The organism is Pseudophaeobacter profundi, from assembly GCF_029697505.1.
Lineage (GTDB): Bacteria > Pseudomonadota > Alphaproteobacteria > Rhodobacterales > Rhodobacteraceae > Pseudophaeobacter > Pseudophaeobacter profundi.
Window position 1 is genome coordinate 18,849 of record NZ_JARJEF010000017.1, and the last position, 19,696, is coordinate 38,544.

A 19,696-nucleotide genomic window follows, 5' to 3' on the forward strand; every position below is an offset into this window, starting at 1 on the left:
TGCTCTCAGCTGCTGATCAATTCGTCAAAGCAGGTGAGCGCCTTGGCGGCATACATCATGGCAGGACCACCCCCCATCTGGATCGACATTGCCAAGACGTCAGAGACTTCTTCGCGGCTTGCCCCGGCCCGGACCAGCGCTTCCACATGCAGTCCGATACAGTCCTCACAGCGGACTGCAACCGCGATCCCGAGGGCGACAAACTCTTTTTGTTTGAAGTCCAGCACACCGCCCTGTTTCACGGATTTTCCAAGCGCACCAAAGGCCTGTGCCGTGTCGGGAATAGCCCGATTCAGATTGCGCAGCCCCTGACGGGTTGTTTCCAGTTTTGTGTTCCAGTCCATTGGATGTCCTTCAATTGATATTCCATTTATTGAAGGTGTATTGCGCGCCGGGACCGCGAACCTTGATCTAGGTCATGTCCTGAACGGCCTAGCCGTCAGGTTGAGGGGCCTCCTTGCAAAAGACCAGCGCCAGATTATTGGCGGGCATCTCTACAACCTGGGCGGTGCGTAGCCCGACCGCCTCTCCCCAGTCCAGGACGTCAAAGTCATCCTTGTAACCGGTTTCGGGGTCATGGGCCGTTAGCGCGCAGTGAAAGGACCTGTCGCCGGGGCTGGTCAATTCTCCGCCGCGCGAGAATGGCCCATAGATCACCAGCCGCCCCTGAGGCGCGAGCGCCACCGCCGCCTCTTGGATCAGGTGCTGTGCTTCGGCACTGCTGATCAGGTGCAACAGGTTTGACAGGACAATCAGATCCTGCGGGTGCTGTCCTGCGCCCCAGCCGACTGCGGTGGCATCCAGCAGCGTGGCGGTGCGGATGTTCGTCAGGTCTGTCGCCGCGATATAGGCGTTGATACTGTCCAGCCGAACTGGGTCTGCCTCGCTGGGTTGCCAGGTGAAATCGGGCAGGCGGCTGGCATAGCCAATTACATGCTGGCCGGTGCCACTTGCCAGTTCTAGTGCCCGGCGCCCCTGCGGTGGGGCGACCTGTTGCAGCAAATCACACAGTGGGGCAAGGTTACGGGCTGCGGATTCTGCAAAAAGCTTGCCGTCTTTGGGGTGGGCAACCGATGCGGCAGAGGGAACAGAGCGCACAGCCATCAGCGCAGCCTTTCGGGCGAAAGGGCGGCACGTGTCGGTGCATCCAGTTCCGAAGGGCGTCCGCCGACCAGATCGGCCAACAGGCGTGCGGCGGCGGGGGCGGTCTGAAAACCATAGCCCCCCTGGGCGGCACACCAGATGAAATCCGTCTGCGTCGGGTCTGGTCCCAGCACCAGCGACCCATCCGGGGCAAAGCTGCGCAGCCCGGCCCAGTTACTTTCGACCCGGGTAACCGGGGTGGTGACCCGTTCTTCATAGCGCGCCAGCCCCTCGGCCAGAACCATGTCGTCGGCATAGGCATCATGTGGCACCGCCAGATCTTCATCCGCCGGAGAGACCAGCAGCTTGCCAGCGTCGGGTTTGGCGTACCAGGTTTCGCCAACCCCCATCAGCATCGGCCATTGGGTGACGTCATGGCCACCTGGCGCCGGTAATTGCGCCATGGAACGGCGGCGCGGCTGGATGCCGATCGGGGCAACCCCGGCCAGTGCGGCGATTTCATCCACCCAGGCCCCGGCTGCATTGACCAGTTGCGCCCCCGTATAGGTCTCGTCGCCCGCCTCGACCTGCCAGCCGTGATCGGTGTGGCGGATGGCACTGACGCGGGCGCGGGTCACAATGCTGCCCCCGGCGGCGCGGGCAACCTTGGCAAAATCCTGAATCATCCGGTCGGTATCCAGATCCTGCGCCAGCATATGCAGCCCTGCATGGGTCACGGTTTTGGGGTTCAGGATCGGCACCAGGTCCTGGGCTTCGCGAAAGCTGATCTCATCCAGCTGCAGTTCCTTGAGGTCGGTGGCAAAATGCTGTTCCTGACCAGGCCCTGAAACCATCATGAGCCCGCGCGGGGTCAGATAGCCGCCATTGGCGTTGTGATGGTGATCTGCGCTGGCGCGGTTCAAGGCAACGACAGCGGGTGGGCCATAGTTTTCTTCGAACATCGCGGCAGATCTGCCCGAGGCATGGTAGCCAAGGGCCTGTTCCATTTCCAACAGCACCACGGATCCCAGCTCTGACAGGCGGGCGGCTGCACTGGCACCGGCAATACCGCCGCCGATAATGATGAAGTCATAGGTCATGCGCCCGCCTCCTGCTCTTCCAGTCGGTCCGTCGCTGGGGCCGGGCGCGGGCTGAGCGCTGCAATCTCACTATAGAGTGCTGCATCCATCTGGAAATCCAGCGCTGCAAGCGAGGGGGCCACCTGTGCGGCGGTACGACCGGAAATGATGGGCATCGGTGCGGCAGCGTGGGCGGCCACCCAGGCCACAGCAAGGGTGGCCGGTTCCACGCCCCGCTCTGCGGCCAGAAGGCTCAGCTGGCGGGCGGTTTCGCGCATCCAGTCCTGGCCATAGCGGCTGTTGTAGCGGGCATCTTCGTTCAGTCGCCCAGCGGCGTTGGCCGTGATGTATTTGCCGGTCAGCAGCCCGCCACCCAGGGGGGAGTAGGGCGCAATGGCAATGTTCTGGTCGCTGCACATGGGTAGAATTTCGACCTCGGCCTGGCGTTTCACCAGCGAATACATGGGCTGCAAAATATCCGTGGCAAGACCAAACTCGGCCCCCAGCATCTGCGCCTTCATCACCTGCCATGCGGCAAAATTGGACAGACCCATATAGGAAATCTCACCCGCTTCTTTGCGCGCGGCAAACCACGCCAGCGTTTCGCGCAGATCTGTCTCGTCATCAAAGCGATGCAGGTAGAGGATATCAAGACTGTCGAGCTGAAGCCGGCGGCGGCTGGTGTCAAACTGCGCCTGCATATTGGCAGCCCCGGCGCCGCCCGTATAGCCAACCTTGCTGGCAATGATCAGCTGGTCGCGTTCATCCTTGATGAGGTCCCCCAGGATCTCTTCGCTCTGGCCATTGGTATAAACCCAGGCCGTATCAAAATGATTGACGCCAACTGCACGGCAGGCATCATAGATTTCGGCCGATTGTGCCGCATCCGCACGGCCGCCAAACTGCATGGTGCCAAAGGCAAAGCGGCTGGCAGGGGTTCCATCGGGGCTTTTGAGGATCTGTGTCATGGGCCAGACAGTTGCACGGGTTCTGGCTGGGGAAAAGCAGCATTTTTGCAAGGCGCAGGCAGGCGCGGTTGCAGCCCTTCGCAGATGCAGTGTTTCGAAACGCTTCCTGCATTGGGCGGGCCCATGCTATGGTTGCGCAACAGTTTTGTTATAATCTCTTTGGAGGAAAAACCGTGACCACCCCAAACATTCATGCACTCTCAAACGGTCATGTGCCGGGCTATATTACTGGCCCTGATGGCAGTGATCCCTTGTTCACGGGCATGGCCATCTTCACCATCGTTTTGATCATTGCCATTGGTGGGCTGTATTTCACGCTGCATGCCTTGCCGGAAAAGATGGCGCATTCAGATAATCACGCGCAGTTTCAGTTGATCAGCATTCTGGCGGTTCTGGCGCTTTTTACGCATAACAACATCTTTTGGGTGGCCGCCCTGATGCTCGCGGCCTTTCGGATGCCCGATTTCCTGTCGCCGCTGCAGTCAATCGCCAACTCTTTGGTCGAGCTGAGCCAACGCAAGAATAAGGAGTAAGCCTGTGCTGGAACTGTTTATCTGTTCTTTGCTGACAGTGTTTCCCGACTTTCTGTATCGCCGCTTTGTGCAGGGCAAACGTCTGGGGCAGGAAATTACCTTTTTCTCTGTTTGGTACGAATTGCGCTGGGGGATCACCCTGTGCATCGTGTTGACGGTGTCCCTGATTACGGTGATCTTTTACTTCCATCCTGCGACTTCACAGGTTGGATCCTATTTCAGAACCGTGACAATTCTGTCTGAACGCGGGGGGCGGGTTTCCGAGGTCCATGTTCAAAATAATCAGCATGTCGAAGCCGGAGATGTTATTTTCCGGTTGGATGATAGCAGCCAGAAAGCCGCGGTCGAAACTGCCCGTACCAAGGTGGCAGAGATTGGGGCATCGCTGACACTGGCAGCTGCGGATCTGCGGGCCGCCAAGGCGGGGATTGTTCAGGCGCAGGCCAGCTTGACCCAGGCCACTGAAGATCTGGAGCGTAATCTTGAACTGCGTCGGCGCGGGTCCTCTGCAGTGCGAGAAACTGAAATTGAGCGGCTTGAAAATCTGGTTGCCCGCCGTCAAGGAGAGCTGGAAGCAGCCCGAGCACGTGAAAGCTCGGTTCAGGAAAATATTTCCACCTACATTCCAGCCCAACGCGCCAGCGCCGAGGCGGCGTTGCATCAGGCCGAAGTGGAGCTTGCCAAGAGCTCGGTGGTTGCAGGCGTGTCCGGACGGATCGAACAGTTTGGCTTGCAGGTGGGGGATATCGTCAATCCTATCCTGCGCCCGGCCGGCATACTGGTACCTGATACCTTTATTGAAAGAGATCGATTTGTCGCTGGCTTTGGTCAGATCACGGCCAATGTGATTAAGCCTGGCATGTATGCCGAGATTGGCTGTCTCAGCAAACCCTTCACCATCATTCCGATGATTGTTGTGGAAGTGCAGGATGTCATCCCTTCGGGCCAGATCCGCCCCACTGACGTGCTGCGCGATCCGCAGGACAACGCCCGCCCAGGGACGCTGACCGTGTTCATGGAACCGCTGTATGAAGGGATGGCCGATGACATCCCTCCGGGAAGCAGCTGTCTGGCCAATGCCTATACCAATAACCACGACCGTTTGTCGGATCCTGATCTGGGCTTGGGGTCCTGGATTGCCTTGCATGTTGTGGATACGGTTGGGCTGGTACATGCGCTATTGTTGCGTTTGCAAATGTTGCTGATGCCAGTGCAGACCTTGGTCTTTACGGGCGGGCACTGATAACGCGTAGGAAACTGCAGAGTTTCCGCATGTGATGTAACGCAAAAAGGCCCGCCATCTGGCGGGCCTTTCTTTTCCGGTCTGCACGGTGCACGGTGCGCCGTTACAGCAGGAGAGGCTTACTGCGGGATGTCGCCTTCGATGCCCTCAACATAGAAATTCATGCCAGCCAGGGTGCCATCATCGGCGGTTTCGCCTTCGGCCAACCAGGCAGAGCCGTCCTGTTTGTTGAGCGGGCCGGTAAAGGCGTGGTAGGAGCCATCCGCCAGCGAGGCCTTGATCGCCAGGGCGGCTTCTTTCACGTCGGCTGGAACCGCATCAGTGATTTCACCGATGCCAACCATGCCTGCGCCGATACCATCCCAGGTGCTTTTGCTTTCCCAGGTGCCGTCCATAACCGCCTGGGTCCGGGCGATGTAATAGGGTGCCCAGTTGTCGATGATCGAGGACACACGCGGCGAGGGGGCGTATTCCGCCATATCCGAAGCCTGACCAAAGGTGATCACGTTGCCTGCCGCCTGGGCTGCTGCCTGTGGCGCGGTGGAATCGGTGTGCTGCAGAATGACATCAGCGCCCTGTTCGATCAGAACCTTGGCCGCGTCTGCTTCCTTGGCGGGGTCAAACCAGGTGAAAGCCCAGACAATTTTGAATTCGACGTCGGGGTTTACTTTCTTGGCGTGAATATAGGCAGAGTTGATGCCGCGGATCACTTCGGGGATCGGGTAGGATCCGATGTAGCCCACAACGTTGCTCTTGGTCATGTGGCCCGCGATGGTGCCCTGAACGGCGCGACCTTCATAGAAACGTGCGGAATAGGTCGAGACGTTGTCGGCGTTTTTATAGCCGGTGGCATGTTCGAATTTCACATCGGGGAATTTGGCCGCAACGTTGATGGTGGGGTCCATATAGCCAAACGAGGTGGTGAAGATCAGGTCCGCACCCTGCAGCGCCATCTGGGTGATCACGCGCTCGGCATCGGGGCCTTCAGCGACGCTTTCAACATAGACGGTTTCCACCTTGTCGCCGAACTCTTCCACAACGGCCTTGCGGGCCTGGTCGTGTTCATAGGTCCAGCCGCCATCGCCCACTGGGCCAACGTAGACAAAGCCAACCTTGGTTGGATCTTCAGCCAGGGCGGCGGTTGCAAGGCCCAGGGCCACAGCGGCGCTGGTCATGAGGTTTGTCAGTTTCATCAAAGGGATCCCCCGTTAGTTTTGGTTGTGCCCGAGGATATTCCCCGGACAAGTCGTAGGCCGCTAGCCTTTTGATCAGCGGGCGGCGTGGAAGTTGCGGCCCAGGGCAGCAGGTGCGCTGCTTTTATCGGCCGATAGAATGACGAGCACCAGAATGGTGATCAGATAGGGCGACATTGCCAGATACTCTACCGGGATGGCAACGCCAGCTGCCTGAAGATTAAGCTGAACAACGGTCACACCGCCAAAAAGATAGGCGCCCAGCAGCACGCGCCAGGGTTTCCAGCTGGCAAAGACCACCAGGGCCAGCGCGATCCAGCCGATTCCCGCTGTCATGCCTTCGGTCCATTGCGGCACCCGGATCAGGCTGATGTAGGCGCCACCAAGCCCCGCGCAGGCGCCGCCAAACAGGATTGCAAGGATACGGATGCGCACCACCTTGTAGCCAAGCGCATGGGCCGCGTCGTGGTTTTCGCCAACCGCCCGCAGCACCAGACCAATGCGGCTGAATTTCAGTACTGCCCAGACCGCTGCGATGACTGCGATTGCCACATAAAGCATCAGATCATGGCCAAACAGGATCGGGCCAATAACTGGCAGATCGCTGAGCCCGGGAATATTGATCTTCTCCATCTGCGGCGGTTTGATGCCAACATAGCTTTGTCCCATCAGTGCTGACAGGCCGAGGCCAAACAGCGTCAGCGACAGGCCGGATGCCACCTGATTGGCCTGGGCATATTGCGTCAGGATCGCAAACAGAACCGAGAGCGCCGCACCGGCGCCCGCTGCGGCGACAAAGCCGAGGAGCGGAGAGCCGCTTTCCACAGCCGTGGCAAAGCCCGCCACCGCGCCAACGATCATCATGCCCTCGACACCGAGGTTCAGCACCCCGGATTTTTCCACTACCAATTCGCCGATGGCAGCAAACAGCAGCGGCGTCGCCGCCACCATGAGCGAGGCAATAAGCAGGACAGGGTTGATTGCAGAAAGATCCATCATGCGACCTCCGTTTTGCCAAGCGAGATGCGGAAATTGGTCAAAAGATCAAAGGCCAGCAGAAAGAACAGCAGCATGCCCTGAAAGACCTGAATGGCCGCCGAAGGCAGCTGTAGGTTCGATTGTGCAATATCGCCGCCAATGTATGTCAGCGCCATAAGGCCCCCGGCCAGCAGAATGCCAACAGGGTGAAGTCGGCCAAGAAAGGCGACGATAATGGCGGTGAACCCATAGCCGACGTTGAAATCGATCGACACCTGACCTGACGGCCCTGTGACCTCAAACATGCCCGCCAGACCGGCCAGCATGCCGGATGTGCCCAGGCAGAACAGGATCAGCCGGGTGGGGTTGACGCCTGCAAAACGCGCCGCGCGCGGGGCTTCGCCGGTCAGGCGGATGTGATAGCCGGTCATGTGGCGGTTCAGCAAAACATAGGCAAAGATCACCGCAATCAGCGCCGCAACCACGCCCCAGTGCATACCGGTGCCAGCAATCAGCTCGGCGTTATGGGCACTGTCGTATTGTTGCAGGTTGCGCGATCCGGGAAAGCCATGGCCCTCGGGGTTTTTCAACAAACCCAGCGACATAGAGGCCAGAAACTGTTCGGCCACATAGACCAGCATCAGTGAGACAAGAATTTCATTGGTGCCAAAGCGCACCTTCAGAAAGGCCGGGATCATCGCCCAGATCCAGCCGCCAAAACCACCTGCAATGACCATCAGCGGAAAAATATACCAGGCCTCGAACGGGTAAAAGGCAAGGCCAACACCAGCGCCAAACAGGGCGCCCATGATATACTGCCCCTCGGCGCCGATGTTCCAGATCCCCGCCTTAAAGCCCAGCGACAGGCCAATGGCGATCAACACCAAAGGCGCGCCTTTCACCAAAAGCTGCGGGCGGTAATAAAAGGAAAACTCACCAAACAGCGGTTCCCAAAAAATGGTGCGAATGGCCTCTACCGGGTCTTTTCCCAGTGCGGCAAACAGCAGGCCGCCCGCAATCATTGTCGCCAGCACCGCCACCAGCGGTGTGGCCAGCGACCAGGCCTTGGAAGGCTGTGGCCGTTTTTCGAGCCGGATCATGCGGCCTCTCCCTGTTGTCTTGTTTTGCTCTTGCGGGGGGCGCGATCAGACATGCGCCACCTCCATGCCATGGGCCCCACCCATCATCAGGCCAATCTCTTCCACGCTCAGCCCGGCTGCGGGACGCGGCGCTGACAGGCGGCCTTCGTTTAGGGCGGCAAAGCTGTCTGAAATTTCCATCAGTTCGTCTAGATCCTGACTGATGCAGATCACCGCAGCTCCGCCCGCAGCCAGATCCAGCAGGGATTGGCGAATGGCCGCCGCTGCCGAGGCATCAACCCCCCAGGTGGGCTGGTTCACCACCAGAACTTCGGGGCGTTGCAGTACCTCCCGGCCGATGACGAATTTCTGCAGGTTGCCACCCGAAAGAGAGCGCGCGGCGTTTTCGGGCCCCGGCGTGCGGACGTCAAACTCCTTGATCACGCGCTTTGCAAACTCTGTTGCCTCGGCCCATTTGAGAAAGCCATTCTTGACCAGCCCTTCGCGGGTGGCCCCAGTGAGCATGGCGTTTTCTGTCAGGCTCATATCCGGGGCGGCGGCATGGCCCAGGCGTTCTTCGGGGGCGGCCAGAACGCCCAGTGCGCGCCGCGCCACCGGTCCAAGACGGCCAATCGGCGTCGCGCCCAGTTTGACCGCGTCGGCCTGGGTCAGGACTTCGCCAGATAGAACCGACAGCAATTCATCCTGGCCATTGCCCGCCACGCCGCCAATGCCAAGAATTTCGCCGCGGCGTACTGTCAGATGCACATTGCGCAGGGCGGTGCCAAAGGCCGAAGGCGCAGGCACGGAAAGCCCGGAAATATCCAGGGCCATATCGCCAAACACGCGGCTGCCGCGTTCCGGTGGCGTCAGGGCAGATCCCACCATCAGTTCGGCCATTTCACTGGCCGAGGTTTCGGAGGGAATGCATTCGCCGACATTCTTGCCAAGCCGCAGAATGGTCGCATGATCACAGAGCGTTCGAATCTCTTCCAGCTTGTGACTGATATAAAGGATAGAGGTCCCCTCGGCGCGCAGTTTTTCCAGGGTCTGGAACAGGATTTCCACCTCCTGGGGGGTCAACACCGAGGTCGGTTCATCCATGATCAGCAGCTTGGGGTCCTGCAACAGGCAGCGAATGATCTCGACCCGCTGGCGTTCGCCAGCCGAGAGATCGCCAACGGTGCGATAGGGATCCAGCGGCAGGCCGTAGGTTTCGGAAACATCGCGAATACGCGAGGCCAGGTCGCGCATCTTGGGTGGGTTTTCCATGCCAAGGGCAATGTTTTCCGCTACATTCAGCGCATCAAACAGGGAAAAATGCTGAAACACCATGGCAATGCCATCGGCACGGGCCTGGCGCGGTTCGCCCGGTGCAAAGGGGCTGCCGCGCAGCATCATTTCGCCGCTGTCGGGTTTGACCAACCCGTAAATCATCTTGACCAGGGTGGATTTGCCCGCCCCATTCTCCCCCAAGAGCGCATGCACCTCGCCGGTGCCAATATCAAAGGACACGGAATCATTGGCCACGACGCCGGGGTAGGCCTTGGTCAGGCCCTTCAGGCTCAATAGTACCTCTGTCACGCGCGCCGTTCCTTCTCTAACTTCATCTCTTTGCCGCTGGCCAAGGCCAGCAGTTCAGCCGCCACGCCAATCGCAATCATCTGCGGGTGTTTGCCCAGGGCCGGGGTTCCGATTGGGCAGGTTATGCGGGAAATCTCGGTAGGGCTATGGCCCAGGCCCGCCAAACGGCTGCGAAACCGCGCCCATTTGGTGGCCGATCCAATAAGCCCCGCAAAGGAAAACCCATGCAATAGCAACCCGTGGCATAGCGCCAGATCCAGCTCATGGGAATAGGTGAGAACCAGATGTTGTGCATTTACCGGCGCATGACGCAGCAAAAGCGGCGGATTCGCGGTGGGCAGTTGGGTCACTCCGGCTGGGATATGTGCCGGATAGCGCGCGGCACTGGTGTCGACCCAGGTGATTGTCAGATCCGGCAGCGGGGCGAGCACATCCACCAGGGCGCGCCCGACATGGCCGGCCCCCCAGATCCACAGATCGGCCTGCGGTTTGTGCACTGGCTCCAGTATCCAGCCTTCGATCAGCTGCGGCGCGGGGCGTTGCCCGTGGCCGCGTTCCTGCGCCAAAAGACGTTTCACCGCCAAAGGCACCTGTCCCTCGACCTGTGATGCGGGGGTCACCGGGCGGGCAATGACATCCCCCGCCGCTTCCAGCTGCGCCAGATCCGCCTCGGTGTAGATCTCGCTTACCAAAGTGACGGAGCCGCCACAGCACTGGCCAAGATCCGGCCCAAGTGCGTGGGTGCTCAGACGCAAAGAGACCTCCTGCCTGCGGGCCGCAGCCGCGGCCTCATACTCCAGCGCACCGCCGCCGATCGTCCCGCTTTGACCGCTGTCCCAAACCAGCATCGCCGCGCCCACCTCACGGGGGGAAGATCCCCGAATAGAGGCAATAACAACACGCACCACCCGGCCATGCCGGGTCAGGTGTCGGCGTAGATCACCCAGATCAAACCCCATCTGCCTGCCTCCGGACGCAGCGCCAGATCTCTTCGGCTGTGGCCGGCGCATTCAAGGCCGGATACCCCGTGCCAAACTGCGCCACCGCATCGCTCAGCGCCAGCCAGGCGGATATGCCCAACATGAAGGGCGGCTCGCCAACCGCCTTGGAACGGTAAATACTGTCTTCGCGGTTCTGCCCGGTAAACAGCGCCACATTGAACACATCCGGCCGATCAGAACAGGCCGGGATTTTATAGGTCGAGGGCGCATGGGTGCGCAGCGCCCCGCTGTCATCCCAGATGAGCTCTTCCGTGGTCAGCCAGCCCGCGCCCTGTACATAGCCGCCTTCCACCTGGCCAATGTCGAGATCAGGATTCAACGAGGCCCCGGCATCATGCAGAATATCGGTTCGCAGGATGCGGTTTTCACCAGAACGACGATCCACCACAACCTCGGTAATCGCGGCGCCATAGGCAAAGTAGAAAAACGGCCGCCCCTGTCCTTTGATACGGTCCCATTGCAGGTGCGGCGTCTTGTAAAACCCGGTGGCCGACAGGCTCACGCGTCCCTCGTAACACTGCTTGGCGGCCTCTTTGAAAGAGATCTCATCACCGCCAATACGCACCCGGTCGTCGGCAAAGACGACTGCATCAGCCTGCGTCTGATGCCGCTCTGCCAGATGGGCGGCCATACGGTCGCGCAGGGTGTCACAGGCGGCCTTGACCGCCATCCCGTTCAGATCAGATCCGGAAGAGGCCGCCGTGGCCGATGTATTGGGCACCTTGGCGGTATCGGTGGCGGTGATCTTCACGCTGTCCAGCGAAATGCCAAAGCGGCTGGCTGCCACCTGCGCCACCTTCTGAAACAAGCCCTGGCCCATTTCCGTGCCACCATGGTTCAGATGCACCGACCCATCCTGATACACATGCACCAGTGCCCCGGCCTGGTTCAGATGCGTCAGGGTGAAGGAAATACCAAATTTCACCGGCGAAAAGGCCAGCCCGCGCTTCAAATCCGGCTGATCCGCGTTCCAGGTGGCGATCTCGGCCTTGCGGGCCGCATAATCCGCGCTCTCCAGCAGCTGGTCTGTCAGCGCATGCAGCTCAAAATCGCGTACCTCCATGCCATAGGGCGTGGTGTTGTCCCGCGGCTTCATCTTGCCTGAAATACCTCGGGGGGAGGTCGCAGACCGGGGGGCAGCGCCCCCCTCCGACTCCTCATCAGGGGCGTCATAATAATTGCGTTGCCGCACCTCGACCGGATCCAGCCCAAGATCATGGGCGATGTGGTCCATCACCCGTTCAATGCCAACCATGCCCTGTGGGCCGCCAAATCCGCGATAGGCGGTGGCGCTTTGCAGATTGGTCTTCAGGCGGTGGCTCTCGATGCGGATGGCGGGGATGGCATAGGCATTGTCGCTGTGCAGCATGGCGCGATCAGCCACCGGCAGCGACAGGTCCTGTGCCCAGCCACAATTGACCAGATGGGTAAAGGACACCCCCTCCAGCCGCCCGTCGCTGTCAAAGCCCGCCCGGTATGCAATCCGAAAGGCATGTCTTTTACCGGTGATCACCATGTCATCATCGCGGTCATACCGCATCTTGCAGGGGCTGCCGGTCTTGGCCGCCGCCACGGCGCAGGCCACGGCAAGGGCGTTGCCCTGGCTTTCCTTGCCACCAAAGCCGCCACCCATGCGCCGGGTTTCAACCCGGACGGCATGCATGGGCAGGCCGATGGCCTCGGCCACCTTGTGCTGGATTTCGGTTGGGTGCTGGGTTGATGAATTCACCAACATGCCGCCATCTTCCTGGGGCAGGGCCAGGGCGGCCTGGCCTTCCAGGTAGAAATGCTCTTGCCCGCCCAGGTCAAATTCGCCGGCGACCCGATGCGCGGCGGCCTCGATCGCGGCCTCGGCATCGCCTTTTTGATAGATGCGGGGGCCGTCCTCAAAGCGGCTGTTGGCGGCCAGGGCATCTTCCAGCGTCAGCAGGGCGGGTTCCTTGCTATAGCTGACGTCGCCCCTGCGCGCGGCGATCCGTGCGGCGCGGTGGCTCTTGGCCACCACCAGAAACAGCGGCTGACCAAAGTAATGCACGCTACCATCGGACAGGAGGGGCTCGTCATGGATCGAGGGCGAGACATCATTGCTGAAGGGCAGGTCCGCAGCGGTCAGCACGGCCACGACATCCGGGCTGGATTTGACCTGGGCCAGGTCCATTGCGGTGATCCGGCCCTTGGCGATGCGGGACAGGCCAAAAGCCAGGTGCAGTGCGTTGCGCGGCAGGGGCGTGTCATCGACATAGCGCGCCTTGCCGGTCACATGCAGTTTGGCGGCGTCATGGGGCAGGGGCTTGCCGACGGGCTGGGCGTTTTCAAGGCTCATAGCTGTACCTCCAGAACCGATTGGCTAACGCCTGAGGCAGCGGACAGATCGTTGAAATATCGGCTGAGCATGCTGCGTGCAGTTTCCAACCGGTATTCGGCCGAGGCCCGCATATCGCTGAGCGGGGTGAAATCGCGATCCAGCGCCGGGGCTGCTGCGGCAATGGTTGCGGCGCTCCAGTTCTGGCCGATCAAGGCGGCTTCCAGATGGGCGGCGCGTTTGGGCGTGCCCGCCAAGCCGCCAAAGGCGATGCGGGCCACTGTCACCTGGCCATCCTCTACCGTGATGTTAAAGGCTCCAAGCACTGCGGAAATATCCTGATCAAAGCGTTTGGACAGCTTGTAGACGCGCAGGCGGTCTGGTTGGCGCGGCAGGCTGACGGCTTCGACAAATTCACCGGGGCGGCGATCCTGCTTGCCGTAATCGATGAAAAAATCCTCGATCGCGATGGTGCGGCGGTTGTCGCCCTGGCGCAGATGCAACTGTGCCCCCAGCGCAATCAGCGCCGGTGGGTTATCCCCAATCGGAGAGCCATTGGCGATATTGCCGCCAATGGTCGCCGCAGCCCGCACCTGCTGGCTGGCAAAGCGACGGATCATTTCACCATAAGAGGGGTGCAGCGGCGTCAGGGTGTCGCGGACCCGGTTCATATCGACCATGGCACCAAAGCGGATTTCGCTGTCATTGATCTCGATCTGTTTCAGATCTTCGCAGCCGTCCAGAAAGATCATCTGCCCCAGTTCGCGCAGCCCCTTGGTGACCCAAAGCCCAAGATCGGTGGCACCTGCCACCAGTCGCGCCTCGGGATTGGCCAGATACAGCGCGGCCAGCGCCTCGGCGCTGTGCGGCAGCATGTCGGCAGGGGCAGCTGCAGCCTCGGTAGCGGGCAGTGGGTCTGACGCGATCCACTGTGGTACGGGGGCGGTGGCGGCGGCTTCGGCGGCGCGAATGATCGGCGCATAGCCGGTGCAGCGACACAGGTTGCCTGCCAATTGCACATCATGGTCACTGGCACCGTTCTTATGGGCCGTGACCATCGACATCACAAAACCAGGCGTGCAGAACCCGCATTGGCTGCCGTGGTGGCTGATCATCGCCTCTTGAACGGGGTGCAGCGTGCCGTCGGCGTCGCTGGCACCTTCAACCGTGCGGATGGATTTCCCGTTTAGCTGCGGCAGAAACAGAATGCAGGAATTCAATGGCTTGGAGCCAGCCTTATCACTCACCATCACGGTGCAGGCGCCGCAGTCTCCCTCATTGCAGCCTTCTTTTGTTCCCGTAAGCCCGCGCTCTTCGCGCAGAAAGTCAAGCAGTGTTGCCGCAGGATCAAGATCCTTGAGCACTACCTCTTCACCGTTCAGATGAAAGGTGATTGTCATCGTGTGAAACCCGTCGCCTTACGTGAACCACCCTTGGTGCCATGCTTTCGATGCGACGTAGAAAGTATGGCGGGCCTTGCATATGCTTGCTGGACATAGCCTACGAAGCAGTCTCTTGTTCTGGCAAGAAAAAGTGACTCTGCCCTGCAGCATTTCATGACGAAATTATATTGCCGTATACAGGGGCATGCCGTTATTTTTAAAGCACTTCCTTTGTGGTGTCCCCAGAAAAACCTATATCAGCCCGCAGGACTTTCAAACCGTATTTGATAATGGCCAGAGGTTTCCTGCCTGAAATCGCTGAAAACGGCAGCCTTGGGGCGTCTTGTTGCTGCTTTTTGGGGCAGGGTGCAGAGATCTGGCTCCCGGTAAATGCTGTGCTGACAGGCAAGATCGGCTCTTATCCTTGCGCGGGCGATGGGCTAGTTTGTGCGCATGACAAATGCTCCGCGATTCATCCACCTGCGCACCCATACCGAATATTCGTTGCTGGAAGGCGCCCTGCGCCTGAAAAAGCTGCCGGATCTGTGCAAAGCCAACGATATGCCCGCCATTGCTGTGACCGACAGCAATAACCTGTTTTCGGCGCTGGAGTTCTCTGTTTCGGCCAGCGGGGCGGGGGTGCAGCCGATCATTGGCTGCCAGATGGATCTGCGTTTTGTCGAGCCCGCGCCGGGCGAGCGGCCCCAGCCACCCGCGCCACTGGTTCTGCTCGCCCAGAGCGAGACCGGCTATGAATGTCTGATGAGGCTGAATTCCTGTCTCTATCTGCGCCAGGGCAGCGAACTGCCCTATGTGACGCTGGAAGATCTTGCGCAGAATGCAACAGATGTGATCTGCCTGACCGGGGGCCCTGACGGGCCGGTTGGGCGGCTCTTGCGTCAGGGGCAACGTCCCGCCGCAGAAGACCTGATGCAGCGGCTGAAGGCGATTTTCCCCAACCGGCTGTATGTGGAGCTGCAACGCCACCCTGGCGAAGACGGCCAGCCCGAAGCGGAAAAGCTGACCGAACGCGGCCATGTCGAAATGGCCTATGCGATGGAGCTGCCGCTGGTGGCGACCAATGATGTCTATTTCCCCAAGACGGAAATGTATGAGGCACATGATGCAATGATCTGCATCGCCGAGGGGGCCTATGTTGACCAATCCGAGCCGCGCCGCCGTCTGACTGCGCAGCACTATTTCAAAAGCCAGCAGGAAATGGTCACGCTCTTTGCGGACCTGCCAGAGGCAATTGAAAATACAGTTGAAATTGCGAAGCGCTGTGCGTTCAAGGCCTATCTGCGCGACCCCATCCTGCCAAAGTTCGCCGATGACGAGGTGGCAGAGCTCCGCCGTATCGCCAATGAGGGGCTGCAGCAGCGCCTTGCGGTGATCCCCCACGCGGATACCGTTGAAAAATATCAGGAACGTCTGGATTTTGAACTGGGCATCATCGAAGGCATGGGGTTTCCCGGCTATTTCTTGATTGTTGCCGATTTCATCCAATGGGCCAAGGACAACAATATCCCGGTCGGGCCGGGCCGGGGGTCCGGTGCGGGGTCATTGGTGGCCTATGCGCTGACGATTACCGACCTTGATCCGCTGCGCTACAGTTTGCTGTTTGAACGTTTCCTCAACCCGGAACGGGTGTCGATGCCTGACTTTGACATCGACTTTTGCATGGATCGCCGAGAAGAGGTGATCAAATACGTGCAAGAAAAATATGGCCGCGACAAAGTGGGGCAGATCATCACCTTTGGTGCGCTTTTGTCCAAGGCTGCGGTGCGCGACATGGGCCGGGTCTTGCAGATGCCCTATGGCCAGGTTGACCGTCTGTCCAAGCTGATCCCGGTTGAAGGTGTCAAGCCGATGTCCATTGTGGACAGCTTGAAAGAAGAGCCACGCCTGCAGGAAGAGGCCAAGAACGAACCGGTGGTGGACCGGCTCTTGAAATATGGCATGCAGGTTGAGGGGCTGTTGCGCTCGGCTGGTACCCACGCGGCGGGGGTGGTGATTGGCGACCGGCCTCTGGATGCGCTGGTGCCGCTTTACCGCGATCCGCGCTCAGACATGCCGGCCACCCAGTTCAACATGAAATGGGTGGAACAGGCCGGGTTGGTCAAGTTTGACTTTCTGGGCCTGAAAACCCTGACGGTGATTCAAAACGCGGTGGATCTGATCAAGCAGTCCGGGCGCGACCTACATACGGCGGCCGATGGCACCCAGCTCTATGAACCGCCCGAAGGTGCGGTGAATGAAATTAACGCCATCCCTCTGGATGACGAGCCAACCTATAAACTCTACTCAGCGGCGAAAACCGTGGCGGTGTTCCAGGTGGAATCTACCGGCATGATGGATGCGCTGAAACGGATGAAACCCACCTGCATCGAGGATATCGTCGCCCTGGTGGCGCTGTATCGTCCGGGGCCGATGGAAAACATTCCCACCTATTGCGAGGTGAAAAACGGTCTCAAAAAGATCGAATCCGTGCATCCGCTGATCGACTATATCCTTGAGGAAACCCAAGGTATCATCGTCTATCAGGAACAGGTGATGCAGATTGCCCAGGTCATGGCGGGCTATTCGCTTGGCGGTGCCGATCTGTTGCGCCGGGCCATGGGTAAAAAGATCAAAGAGGCGATGGACGCCGAGCGTCCCAAATTCGAAAAGGGCGCGGCAGAGAATGGCGTGCCTGCCAAAAAGGCGTCGGAAGTTTTTGACCTTCTGGAGAAATTCGCCAACTACGGCTTTAACAAATCCCACGCGGCGGCCTATGCGGTGGTTTCGTATCAGACGGGCTGGCTCAAGGCGAACCACCCGGTTGAATTCATGGCCGGGGTGATGAACTGCGATATCCATCTGACGGATAAGCTGGCGATCTATTTTGAAGAGGTCAAAAAAGGCCTAGGCCTGCCCTATGTGCCGCCCTGCGTGAATCGCTCTCTGGCGACGTTCAACGTGGTCAACGGCGAGCTGGTCTATGCGCTGGGCGCGCTGAAAAACGTTGGCATGGATGTGATGCGGCTGGTGGCGGATGCGCGCCGCGAAGATGGCCAGGAACGTCCCTTTGTCAATCTGTTTGATTTCGCCCGACGGGTGAACCTGAAAAAGATCGGCAAACGCCCACTGGAGATGCTGGCCCGCGCCGGGGCCTTTGATCAGCTGGACCGCAACCGCCGCCGGGTGTTCGACAGTCTTGAGGGATTGGTGAACTATTCAAATGCGATCCACGAACAGAAAAATTCCAATCAGGTGTCGCTGTTTGGCGAGGCCGGCGATGACCTGCCCGAACCGCGGCTGGCCAGCACCCCGGATTGGCTGCCGGCAGAGCGGCTGTCGGAGGAATTCAAGGCGATTGGCTTCTACCTGTCGGGCCATCCGCTGGACGATTATATGCCCGCCTTGAAACGCAAGGATGTGATGACCCTGGACGAGGTCATGGCCAAGGCTGAGCGCGGCCCCTTCATGGCAAAGATGGCAGGGGTCGTCGCCGGGCGGCAGGAACGGAAATCTGCGCGTGGCAATCGCTTTGCCTTTGCGCAGCTCTCGGATACCACCGGCGGCTTTGAAGTGACGATCTTTTCCGATGTGCTGGAAAAAACGCGGGAGTTTCTTGAAACCGGATCAAAGATAGTGATCACCGCCGAGGCGACGATGGAAAGCGACCAGCTGAAACTGCTGATGCGCTCTGCCGGGCCGGTGGATGCGGCAATTGCCGATGCCGGGCGGTCTTCGCTGCGGATCTATCTGGATGATGTGACGGCGATTAGCACCGTGGCCAAGGTGCTGGAAGATGCCAAGACGGCCGCCCGCAACGCCAACCCCGGCGCCATCTACCTCTATCTGCAGGATCCCGGTCTGCCGGGGGACGTTGAAATGGATCTGGGCCAGCCCTTCCCGATCAACCCGCAGATCAAGGGCGCGATCAAATCGCTGGAAGGCGTGATGGAGGTGGAAGAGATCTGAGGCGCCGCTTGCGCAAGTTGGATCTTCCCGCCGATGTGCTGATCCTTGCGCCGCGCCCCTAGTAGTGGGGCGGGCGTTCGTCACCAAAGACATGCGCGCCGCCGCTGCCTTGTTCGCGGGTGGCTTCGCGTTCCATCAGCATCCGCACCCGTTTCGACAGGCGGTCAATCTCGTTCTGTTGCGCGGCCACCACGTCGCTCATCTCTTCGACGGTGCGGGTGAGATGGGCAATCTGTTCTTCCAAAGCCTGCATCGTGTCCTCCTGGGCTGATCTGTTGAGCGGGGCTGCGCAACGTCATATGGCGGTTCCCCTTGCCGGTCCATGCCCAAGACGCGCAGGCTGGCCGGGTCAACGCGATTTATTACAGAAAAGAGCGCCCCAATGCCCCAGAGAGAGACCTGCCCCCCTTCGGTTACCAGCCATACCGAGGCAGGTATTACCACCATCACCCTGTGTCGGCCCGCATTGCGCAACGCGGTGGACCCTGCCACGGCCCGCGCGCTTTATGCTGCATTTATGGATTTTGAGCTGGATCCGGCGGCGCAGATTGCAGTTCTGACCGGGGCAGGGGGCGCTTTTTGTGCCGGGTTCGATCTGAAATCCGCTGGTGGCGGAGAGGCCGATGCCTGGCTTGCCAGCCTGGATATCCCCGAAGACTGGCACAATCCGATGGCTGATCCGCGCCCCGGTCCCATGGGACCCAGCCGCTTGATGCTGACAAAGCCGGTGATCGCAGCAATCGAAGGCCCGGCTGTGGCGGGTGGCATGGAACTGGCGGCCTGGTGCGATCTGCGGGTGATGGCCCAAGATGCGGTTGCCGGGGTCTACTGCCGCCGCTGGGGGGTGCCCTTGATCGATGGCGGCACCCTGCGCCTGCCGCAGATTCTGGGCCAGGGCCGGGCCAATGATCTGATCCTCACCGGCCGCCCCTTTGACGCGCCAGAGGCCTATCAGGCCGGGTTTGCCAATCGGCTCTGCGCGCCGGGCGCGGCGCTGGCCGAGGCGCAGGACCTTGCGCGCGACCTTGCGCGCTATCCGCAGGCCTGTCTGCAGGCAGACCATCTGTCGGCCCGCCAGGATCCGGCAGTACTGGCGGCCGGGCTGCGGCGGGAATGGCGCTCTGCTGCTGCCTTTCTGGCCGAAGGGCGCGCCGGGGCGCAGCGGTTTGCGGCGGGGCTGGGACGTGCCGGGGATTTCACCAAGATCTGACACCACCCGACCTGTGCATCTGTCGCAGGGCTGTCATAGCTGATTGCTAGGCAGCGCCGGATTGCCCCCTTTTGATATGCGGGCGGTTTGACTCT

The 19,696-nt window shown here is 60.2% G+C and carries 16 protein-coding genes; 4 read left to right on the forward strand and 12 right to left on the reverse strand.

From position 1 onward, the window contains the following. Nucleotides 1-5: 5 nt before the first annotated feature. From P2081_RS18690 to P2081_RS18705, 4 genes are all read right to left on the reverse strand, one after another. Nucleotides 6-344, reverse strand: a complete 339-nt coding sequence (locus P2081_RS18690) for a carboxymuconolactone decarboxylase family protein (RefSeq protein ID WP_278924316.1) — start codon at nucleotides 342-344, stop codon at nucleotides 6-8. A gap of 88 nt (nucleotides 345-432) precedes the next feature. Continuing rightward, the gene (locus tag P2081_RS18695; RefSeq protein ID WP_278924317.1) at nucleotides 433-1,104 is read right to left on the reverse strand and encodes a DUF938 domain-containing protein; all 672 of its coding nucleotides are present in this window, start codon (nucleotides 1,102-1,104) and stop codon (nucleotides 433-435) included. Further along, nucleotides 1,104-2,183: an NAD(P)/FAD-dependent oxidoreductase gene (locus P2081_RS18700; protein WP_278924318.1), complete on the reverse strand. Its 1,080-nt coding sequence runs from the start codon at nucleotides 2,181-2,183 to the stop codon at nucleotides 1,104-1,106. The genes P2081_RS18695 and P2081_RS18700 overlap by 1 nt, the downstream gene beginning before the upstream one ends. Continuing rightward, a complete protein-coding gene (locus tag P2081_RS18705) occupies nucleotides 2,180-3,130 on the reverse strand; it encodes an aldo/keto reductase (RefSeq protein ID WP_278924319.1) in 951 nt (316 codons plus the stop codon). The genes P2081_RS18700 and P2081_RS18705 overlap by 4 nt, the downstream gene beginning before the upstream one ends. A gap of 173 nt (nucleotides 3,131-3,303) precedes the next feature. On the opposite strand from P2081_RS18705, the gene P2081_RS18710 reads away from it, so the two are divergent. Together P2081_RS18710 and P2081_RS18715 are read left to right on the forward strand one after the other, a co-directional pair. Continuing rightward, the gene (locus P2081_RS18710) at nucleotides 3,304-3,663 is read left to right on the forward strand and encodes a hypothetical protein (RefSeq protein ID WP_278924320.1); all 360 of its coding nucleotides are present in this window, start codon (nucleotides 3,304-3,306) and stop codon (nucleotides 3,661-3,663) included. A gap of 4 nt (nucleotides 3,664-3,667) precedes the next feature. Further along, nucleotides 3,668-4,906 carry an HlyD family secretion protein gene (locus tag P2081_RS18715; protein ID WP_278924321.1) on the forward strand — a complete coding sequence of 413 codons (1,239 nt, stop codon included), beginning with the start codon at nucleotides 3,668-3,670 and terminating at the stop codon, nucleotides 4,904-4,906. Nucleotides 4,907-5,025: 119 nt separating this feature from the next. On the opposite strand, the gene P2081_RS18720 is transcribed toward P2081_RS18715, so the two are convergent. From P2081_RS18720 to xdhA, 7 genes are all read right to left on the reverse strand, one after another. Continuing rightward, complete coding sequence (locus tag P2081_RS18720; RefSeq protein WP_278924322.1) at nucleotides 5,026-6,099, reverse strand: BMP family ABC transporter substrate-binding protein; 1,074 nt, start codon at nucleotides 6,097-6,099, stop codon at nucleotides 5,026-5,028. Between the two features lie 75 nt (nucleotides 6,100-6,174). After that, nucleotides 6,175-7,095, reverse strand: coding sequence for an ABC transporter permease (locus P2081_RS18725; RefSeq protein ID WP_278924347.1), 921 nt, complete (start codon nucleotides 7,093-7,095; stop codon nucleotides 6,175-6,177). Beyond that, nucleotides 7,095-8,177: an ABC transporter permease gene (locus P2081_RS18730; RefSeq protein WP_278924323.1), complete on the reverse strand. Its 1,083-nt coding sequence runs from the start codon at nucleotides 8,175-8,177 to the stop codon at nucleotides 7,095-7,097. The genes P2081_RS18725 and P2081_RS18730 overlap by 1 nt, the downstream gene beginning before the upstream one ends. Nucleotides 8,178-8,222: 45 nt before the next feature. Further along, the gene (locus tag P2081_RS18735; protein WP_278924324.1) at nucleotides 8,223-9,740 is read right to left on the reverse strand and encodes an ABC transporter ATP-binding protein; all 1,518 of its coding nucleotides are present in this window, start codon (nucleotides 9,738-9,740) and stop codon (nucleotides 8,223-8,225) included. Beyond that, nucleotides 9,737-10,699 (reverse strand): xanthine dehydrogenase accessory protein XdhC, encoded by a 963-nt coding sequence (gene xdhC, locus P2081_RS18740; RefSeq protein WP_278924325.1) that lies wholly within the window; start codon nucleotides 10,697-10,699, stop codon nucleotides 9,737-9,739. The genes P2081_RS18735 and xdhC overlap by 4 nt, the downstream gene beginning before the upstream one ends. Further along, the gene (xdhB, locus tag P2081_RS18745; protein ID WP_278924326.1) at nucleotides 10,689-13,064 is read right to left on the reverse strand and encodes a xanthine dehydrogenase molybdopterin binding subunit; all 2,376 of its coding nucleotides are present in this window, start codon (nucleotides 13,062-13,064) and stop codon (nucleotides 10,689-10,691) included. The genes xdhC and xdhB overlap by 11 nt, the downstream gene beginning before the upstream one ends. Then, nucleotides 13,061-14,443 (reverse strand): xanthine dehydrogenase small subunit, encoded by a 1,383-nt coding sequence (gene xdhA, locus P2081_RS18750; protein ID WP_278924327.1) that lies wholly within the window; start codon nucleotides 14,441-14,443, stop codon nucleotides 13,061-13,063. Before xdhA ends, xdhB begins: the two co-directional genes overlap by 4 nt. A gap of 435 nt (nucleotides 14,444-14,878) precedes the next feature. Here xdhA and dnaE point away from each other — a divergent pair, with 435 nt between their 5' ends. Then, a complete protein-coding gene (dnaE, locus tag P2081_RS18755; protein WP_278924328.1) occupies nucleotides 14,879-18,391 on the forward strand; it encodes a DNA polymerase III subunit alpha in 3,513 nt (1,170 codons plus the stop codon). A gap of 58 nt (nucleotides 18,392-18,449) precedes the next feature. Here dnaE and P2081_RS18760 read toward each other — a convergent pair whose 3' ends face one another. Beyond that, nucleotides 18,450-18,644, reverse strand: a complete 195-nt coding sequence (locus P2081_RS18760; protein ID WP_278924329.1) for a SlyX family protein — start codon at nucleotides 18,642-18,644, stop codon at nucleotides 18,450-18,452. 129 nt (nucleotides 18,645-18,773) lie between these two features. Here P2081_RS18760 and P2081_RS18765 point away from each other — a divergent pair, with 129 nt between their 5' ends. Continuing rightward, nucleotides 18,774-19,601 carry a crotonase/enoyl-CoA hydratase family protein gene (locus tag P2081_RS18765; protein ID WP_278924330.1) on the forward strand — a complete coding sequence of 276 codons (828 nt, stop codon included), beginning with the start codon at nucleotides 18,774-18,776 and terminating at the stop codon, nucleotides 19,599-19,601. Nucleotides 19,602-19,696 lie beyond the last annotated feature (95 nt).